Here is a 7,569-nt window from a genome sequence, read left to right on the forward strand (position 1 = left end):
GGCACGCGCGGGACACCGGCGGTGGCCGGGTGGCCCGTGCGCGGGAGCGGCTCGACTGCGGAGGCCGCCACCCCTGCCGCGGCACTAGATACAGAAGACAGTCCCTAGTCGTTGCGTGCCGCTTCGGGGCCCGTGATGCGTCTGAGCAGTGGCATCGTGGACGCGATCACCGCCAGCGAGGCGACGAGGCCGGCCAGCACGATCGCGTAGTACTGGATCCCGGGTGCCCGGATCGTGTAGCCGAACTGTGCCCGTACGAACAGCTGGGCCGCCAGGAAGCCCATGCCGATCGCCACCACGGCCACCACCAGGAGGGGCACCGCGCTCTCCAGCAGCACCACCCGCCGCAGCACCCCGAGCTGTGCGCCGGTCAGCCGCAGCAGGCTGAACGGGCGCTTGCGGTCGCGCAGTCCCCCGGCCACGCTCACCGCCAGGCTGCAGCCGGCGATGGGGAAGCTGACCAGGACGACCACGTCGGCCAGTTGCCGGTATCCGGCGAGCTGCGCGCCGCTGTCGGCGTGGTCCTCGCCGACGGTCCGCGGGATGTCGTGGTCGGGGTATGTGTTCGCGAGGATGGTGCGCGCACGCTCGATCGCCCCCGTCGACCCGTCGGTGGCCACGACGATCTCCTGGACCGGGAGGCGCGCGAGGCGCTGGGCGGAGATGTCGGCGGCGGGCCAGGCCGTGGGCCAGTGCGTCCAGCGGTACGTGTCGAAACTGCCGTAGTTCTGGGCGACCGACGCCGTAAGGGCTCCGGGGGCACATGCGCTGTGGGCCGGCATCCTGGCGAGCTCCGCGCACGAGGCCAGCCCGGCGACCGGCGGGGTGCCGGTGCCCTGTGGAGCGCCGTACGCAGGGTCCGTGGTGCCGAGCGGGTTCGTGTGGATCATCAGCACGCCTCTGACGCCCGGTACGGAGTCCAGGTCGCCGACCACGGCCGGGGAGAGCGGCGGCACGCTGCCGACCGGACGCCCGGAGGCGGCGTCGAAGCCCCGGGCGTAGTCGGCGACCACGGCGCCGGCGATCGTCCGGCCGGCCTGCGGGACGCCGCGCTCGGCGGTCAGCGAGCCGATGGTCCCGACGGCCGCGCTGGTGACGCACAGGGCGAGGACCAGCCCGCTGACCGCGCGGAAACCGGCCTTCGGGTCGTCCGCGAGCCGTCGGCCCGCGATGAGCAGCGCGGGGCGGCCGGTCTGCCGGGCCAGGAGCCGGGCTCCGGCCATGGTCAGCCAGGGCCCGGCGATGACGAGCCCGGTCAGGACCAGCAGGATTCCCGGGACGAAGACCCAGATCTGGCCGTCGGTGCTCCTGGGCACCCGCCCGATGGTGTACGAGAGTTCGGCGATGCCGACGACCAGGGGGATCACCCGGTACACCCGCGGCGGGCGTGGTGTGACGCGCCGGGTGACCCCGAGCGGGGAGACCTGCACGCGGCGCAGGGCGATCCGGGCCGCGACGGCGGCGCCCACCGGGACGGCGAGGCAGACGAGGAGGATGTCGCCGGTCCGCAGCGTGAGATCGTCGGCGAAGTAGGGCGTCTGCGTGAGGTCGACCCGGGCCAGTTGCGTACGGAACAGCTGGAATAGGCCGAAGCCGACGGCCGTGCCGAGGATCGCGGCCAGCGTCGATTCGACGGCGGAGAGCATCGAGATCTGCCGCGGTGTCGCGCCCACCAGGCGCATCGCGGCGAAACGCTGCTCGCGGCGGGCGGCTGCCAGCCGGGTGGCCGTGCCGATGAGGACGAGCACGGGGAAGATCAGGGCGGTGCCCGCGACGGAGAGGATGAGCTTGATCCCGCTGCTGTCGATGCCCGCCCGGACCGTGCAGTTCGTGCCGTTGCAACTGCTCGGGGCCACGGTGGTGATGGCGGTGACCCGGGTCGCGTCGCGCTGCTTCGCGAGCTGGTCCGGGCGGTGGCCGATGACGACGATCAGGGAGTCGGGGCCCGGGAGCGCCGCGTCGCCGACGATGCCGACCTGGTGGCCGGGGTAGCGGTCGGCGAGTTCGGCGGCCGGGGTGGAGCGCAGCAGCTCGGTCAGGGCCGGGGAGGCGTAGAACTCGCCCGGTCCGGGAAGGCGTGCGAGCCCTGGTGGAACCGGGGAGTTCGGGCCGGTGGCGGCGACGTCGACCCGGCCGATGGTTCTGCCGTCGACGTGGTCCGCCCGAAGCAGCCACCACAGCGGGTCGGTGTCCGACTTCGCCGCGGGCCGCGCCGCCGCGCCGTTGCCGGAGCCGGTGTTGAGCCAGGCGTTGCGGCTGTTCTGGGTGGCGGTGGCGTTGACGGCCGCCAGGATGCTCAGCAGCAGTCCGACGCCGAGGGCGACGGCGGCCACGATGACGGCGAGGCGGGCCCCTGCCTCCCTGCCGCCTCTCATGGTGAGGCGCAGGCCGAGGCGGATCACGAGCCGAGCCGTTCGACGAAGAGCGGTGTGACCTTGCCGTCGCGGACGATGACCTCGCGGTTCGCGTGGGCGGCCACCCGCGGCTCGTGGGTGACGAGGACGACGGTGGTGCCCTCCTGCCGTGCCGAGGTGACCAGCAGGTCCATCACGTGCTCGCCGGTGAGCGAGTCCAGCGCCCCGGTCGGCTCGTCCGCGAACAGCACCTTGGGCCTTGAGACCAGGGCGCGGGCCAGGGCGACCCGCTGCGCCTGTCCGCCGGAGAGTTCGCCGGACCGGCGTCCCTCCAGGCCGTCCAGCCCCAGCCGCCCGAACCACGATCGCGCCTCGGCCAGCGCGCTCGCCCTGCGCGACTTGGCGAGCAGCAGCGGAAGGGCGACGTTCTCCTCGGCGGTCAGTTCGGGCACGAGCTGACCGAACTGGAAGACGAAGCCGAAGTGATCCCGGCGTAAGGTGCTGCGTTCGGGCTCGCCCAGGGTGTCGATGCGGCGGCCGTCGAACCAGATCTCGCCGGAGTCGGGGACGAGGATCCCGGCCAGGCAGTGCAGCAGCGTGGACTTGCCGGAGCCGCTCGGTCCGGTGACGGCCAGCATCTCGCCGGCGCGGGCGGAGAGGTTCGCGCCCCGCAGCGCGGGCGTCTGCCCGAACGACAGGACGGCGTCCCGCGCCTGCACGAGGAAGTCGTCGTCCGCGCTCATGCGCGCACCTCCGCCGTCAGCGCGGCGAGCCGTGCCACGGTCTGGTCCATCCACCGCAGATCGGCCTCCAGGTGGAACACGCCGTGATCGGCCAGCAGCGTGTCCATCGTGCTGCCGGTGCGGCGCAGCTCGGTCAGCTCTCGCATCCGCTCCATGTGGGCGGCGCGCTGGATGTCGAGGTACACACGGGGGTCGCGTTCCAGGAGCACCGCGAGGACGACCTTGGTGAACAGCACCGTCTGGAGGTGCGGTTCGCCCGCGACCGGTTCGGTGAGCCAGGTCTCGACCTGTGTGACCCCGAGGTCGGTGATCACGTAGCGCTTGCGGTCCGGTCCCGAACCCGGTCCGGTCTCACCGATCTCTACCTTGCCGTCACGGGCGAGGCGTCCCAGGGTCGAGTAGACCTGCCCGGCGGGCAGCGGTTTGCCCCGGCCGAAGTAGGTGTCGTAGTCGCGCTTGAGGTCATAGCCATGGCTCGACTCCCGTTCCAGGAGTCCGAGGAGTGCCAGAGGAACGGTCATACCCCAGTATCTACACTCAGTATCTACTGGCGTCAACGGACGGCTCACCCTCAGGCGGGACCCCTGGCGGAGCGCGTCGGCGAAAAGATTCCCGGCGCCTGTCACATCTCGGTGCGCCGCTCCGTCAGTGCGGTGAAGTCACCGACCGGACGGACACCAAGGAGTGCAGTCATGACGAACACCTCGATCTCCCGGATGCCGAACCCGGCCGAGTTCGTGCCCGAGTTGAACGACATCAGCGCCGCCCTCTTCCGGGCCACGGGCAACCACTCGGTCCCGCGGACCACGATGAACCTCGTCCATCTGCGCGCCGGCCAGATCGTCGGAAACACCTATCTGACGGTTCTCAACACCGGCTTCCTGCGCAAGGCCGGGGAGTCGGAGGAGCGCATCACCGCGGTCTCCTCGTGGCAGGACGCCCCCTACTTCACTGCTGCCGAACGGGCCGCCCTCGCCCTGGTGGAGGCCACCCTGCAACCCGCCCCGCACGGCCGGGAACGCGTCTCCGACGCCCTGTACGCCGAGGTGGCCAGGCACTACGACCAGAAGGCACTGGCCACTCTGACGATCGCGATCGGCCAGATCGGCTTCTTCATCGCCCTGGCCGTCATCGGCAAACCGCAGCCGGTCAGCTCCCTCGCGGACGAACAGTGGGACTGACCCGGCCGTCACCCCGGACACGGACACGGGGTTAGGACACGCTGCGCTCCCACCCGGAAAGTGCTCTTTCCCTCGCAGCCGAACGGATTCTCAGCGAGTCCTGTCGTTGCAGGTCAAGAGCACTTTCCGTGTTCTGGTCGACTCTCGGGCAACTCACCTCGGAATGCACGGGGTCAGGCAGCGCCCTTGCGCAACGAATCGATGAGGAGGTCAAGGTCCCCGCGCGCCGTGTAAGTACGGATCGGGTCGATGTAGTCGCGTGACTCGATGATCCGACCGTCGCGCACACGCATGACGAAGATGCAGGGCACCTTGGCCGTGGAGTCGTCCGGCAGAGTGAACTCATAGGCGAACTCGGCGACGATCACTTCAGGATCGGCGGTCTCGTGAACGACGACATCGACGACACTCCTCTTCGGCAAGGACTCCCGAACTTCCGGCGGCACCGTGAAGTGCTCCCGGAGCGCACGCCGACTCGTCAACGGCTCGGACTCCGGCGTCGCCATCGGATGCCGGACATCGGTGACCTCGCCATACAGGTCAGGCAACTCGCTCGAGTTCCCGTCGGCGACCCCGTGAACAAGCCGGAGAAACACTTCGCGCGGACTCGGACTCACCAGACCCCCCAAGTAATACGCACAGTCAGCCAAGGATCATTGTCTCCTGATGCGGGCCCGGCAGAGGCGTGTTGCGGTCCAGGCCCCGGCTCCGACGGATCCCCCGGCGGGCGGGCCCGCGTTTCGGCGCACAGCACACGGCAGTTGAGGCTTCCCGCAACCCATGTGCCCATGTCGCGAACGTGGTTGCGAATCGGCCATCCCTCATCGGTCGCATCTCACGGCAAGTCACCCTCCAGCACAGCCCTCCCACAAGAGACGCGCAGATCAACTGCGGCAGGGGAGGCGCCGTACGGCTTCGGTCGCGGGTCGGGTGGGTCGGTGATTTCGCGCCAGCCCGTTCCTCCCGCAAAGCGAACATCTGTACTGGAAGTTCCGTGTGTGCTTAAAGTGGCGCCGCGCAGCGGCGCGATCTTGACCCGTTCGCATCCGCGCGCATCGATCAGCGGCCGGGGGAACACCGCCGCTCACGGGGAGGGGTTGCTTCGCCATGCCGTCGCACCGGCCGGCCTGTTCCGCACTTCTGTGAGCGTTCCGCGTCCCTGAGTGACCTTCAGGGCCGTACACGGCTCCCTGCTCTTCGCCGTCCTTCCGGCGCACAGCCCCTTGAAACAAGAAAGGGATGCTCCTTTGCACCCCAGACCATGGTTCCGCCTGCCCGGATCGCGAAGATCAGGCAGGTTCACCTCCACTGTCACCTCCGTCGCCGCGCTGGCGATGCTGGCCGGCCTCGCGGTACAGCCCGGCTCGACACCCCTGAACGCCGCCCCGGTCGGCGACTCCCCCGCCTGGTACGACGACACCCCCGGCGAGCAACTGCGCCAGGACCAGTGCCTGATGGCCGACGTGCTCCGGGTCGGCGGCTCGTCCATGGCCGCGACCGCGCAGGACGGCCTCAACCAGCCCGCGGACAAGCTGCACGTCCTGGCCGACCGCAAGCACTGGGAGCAGACGCCGCTCGCCGTCGCGTACAAGACCGACCGCGACGCCGCCGGGAAGCAGCTGGACGACCTCTCCGCCCTGCGGGACGGGTGGCAGAAGCCCCTCGACGGACTGAACACCCCGGGCGGTTTCACCGATACGGGCTTCCACTGGCCGCCGGGATCACCGGGCGACGGCCAGGAGACCTTCTACAACCAGACCGGCCTGACCACCTGGGTCGCCAACCGGTTCTGGCAGAACGACTACGACCTGTACGAGGACTCCACCCCGAAGGCCGACGAGAAGACGCTCAAGGCCGTCGACGACCTGGGCTCCTCCCGGTACGCGCCGGATCCCGACCCGACGCTGCCGACGCCGGAGTGGAAGCGTGCCCTGGCCGAGCACGACGCCTTCGCGTGGATGCATTCCCCCGGGAAGGCGGGCGCCGACGACGCCCGTGTCTTCCTCACCTCCGGTGGGTTCCCCCGCACCGCCCCGCAGCCGGGCACGCCGGAGTACCGCATCGCCGTCGAGGACATGAAGACCCGCTACGCCTCCTGTGCGTGGCGCGACCCGCTCGACCCGGACGAAGTGCTCGGCGGCATCGCGACCACCGCGGCCGACGAGTGGCAGCAGGAGATCGCTTCCCAGGCCGCACAGCGCAACCAGATCCTCGGCGCGAACAAGAACGCGGTCGACGCCCTCGCCAAGGGTGCGAAGGCACTGAGCGAGATGCTGGGGCACTCCTGGGTCGCCGACCACCTCACCCGCTGGCAGGACTACTGGAGCTCCGGTGGCATCGGCTGGATCGGTGACGGTCAGCTGGAGATCCAGGTGCCGGGCGCCTCAGGCAAGTGCCTCGACGTGGCGGGTGGCGGCAAGACCAACGGCACGCCGGTGCAGATCTACACCTGCAACGGCGGCGCCGCCCAGAAGTGGCAGTTGCTGGGCTCGTACGACGGCGGCTACACCCTGGTCAACCCGAACTCCGCCAAGTGCCTGGAGGTGCTGAACGGCGCGAGCGCGGACGGCACGAAGATCCAGATCCGGGACTGCGGCAGCAGCAAGGCCCAGCAGTGGACGTTCGACATCCGCAGCGCCGGACCGCTGCGGAACGCGGCGAGCGGCAAGTGCCTGCACCTGCCGACGTTCGACAACAGCAAGGACGCGGTGCTGTCGACGTGCAACGGCTCCAGCGCGCAGAAGTTCCGGATCGTACCCAAGACCCACACCGGCGACGGCAAGCTGGACTACCCGGACAAGGCGCAGTTCACCAAGGCCACGGCCGGCATCGCGGCGGCTCAGGCCGGCGCGAAGAAGCAGCTCGCCGTGCTGAAGACGCAGCTCACCGCTGCTCAGCAGGCCGCGGCCGCCTCGGACACGGCCATGCAGGCCGCTTACGCCGTCGCCGACGCCAACGGCGCGCCGCGTGGCCGTGGTCTGTTGGTGGGTCAGCAGAAGGACCAGGTCACCAAGGGTGCGGCCGCCGCGCTGACGGCGCTGGAGAAGGCCGGTGAGACGGCCGAGGCGGCCACCCGTGCCGCCGCCGGTGACAGTACGACCATCGCCCAGCGCGCCCTGGCGCAGGCCGCGCAGTCGAAGGCGGAGTTCCGCAAGAAGGCCGCCGAGACGGCCGAGTTGCAGGCCAAGGCCGCCGTCGACGCGGCGAAGATGCACCGGGACAACGCCAAGAAGGACAAGGAGACCGCGGAGGCGAAGCTCACGGTCGCGCTGAAGGCCGAGGGTGACGCCA

6 protein-coding genes are annotated in these 7,569 nt (G+C 70.3%); 2 read left to right on the top strand and 4 right to left on the bottom strand.

Annotation, left to right across the window (positions count from 1 at the left end; translation table 11 throughout):
• Positions 1–104: 104 nt before the first annotated feature.
• From ABT085_RS41240 to ABT085_RS41250, 3 genes are read right to left on the bottom strand one after another with little or no spacing between them, the layout of a single operon-like run.
• The gene (locus ABT085_RS41240) at positions 105–2,402 is read right to left on the bottom strand and encodes an FtsX-like permease family protein (protein ID WP_351620658.1); all 2,298 of its coding nucleotides are present in this window, start codon (positions 2,400–2,402) and stop codon (positions 105–107) included.
• Positions 2,399–3,097 (bottom strand): ABC transporter ATP-binding protein, encoded by a 699-nt coding sequence (locus ABT085_RS41245; RefSeq protein ID WP_351620661.1) that lies wholly within the window; start codon positions 3,095–3,097, stop codon positions 2,399–2,401. Before ABT085_RS41245 ends, ABT085_RS41240 begins: the two co-directional genes overlap by 4 nt.
• Positions 3,094–3,618, bottom strand: a complete 525-nt coding sequence (locus ABT085_RS41250; protein WP_351620664.1) for a PadR family transcriptional regulator — start codon at positions 3,616–3,618, stop codon at positions 3,094–3,096. The genes ABT085_RS41245 and ABT085_RS41250 overlap by 4 nt, the downstream gene beginning before the upstream one ends.
• A 171-nt stretch (positions 3,619–3,789) precedes the next feature.
• On the opposite strand from ABT085_RS41250, the gene ABT085_RS41255 reads away from it, so the two are divergent.
• Entirely contained in the window at positions 3,790–4,278 is a 489-nt protein-coding gene (locus ABT085_RS41255; protein ID WP_351620672.1) for a carboxymuconolactone decarboxylase family protein, read from the top strand.
• 173 nt (positions 4,279–4,451) lie between these two features.
• Here ABT085_RS41255 and ABT085_RS41260 read toward each other — a convergent pair whose 3' ends face one another.
• Positions 4,452–4,895, bottom strand: coding sequence for a nuclear transport factor 2 family protein (locus ABT085_RS41260; RefSeq protein WP_351620678.1), 444 nt, complete (start codon positions 4,893–4,895; stop codon positions 4,452–4,454).
• Between the two features lie 630 nt (positions 4,896–5,525).
• Here ABT085_RS41260 and ABT085_RS41265 point away from each other — a divergent pair.
• Positions 5,526–7,569, top strand: a 2,044-nt coding sequence (locus ABT085_RS41265) for an RICIN domain-containing protein (RefSeq protein WP_351620675.1), incomplete at its 3' end; no start/stop codon positions are given.

The sequence above is a fragment of the Streptomyces sp. NPDC002265 genome, from assembly GCF_040296125.1.
Taxonomy (GTDB): Bacteria; Actinomycetota; Actinomycetes; order Streptomycetales; family Streptomycetaceae; genus Streptomyces.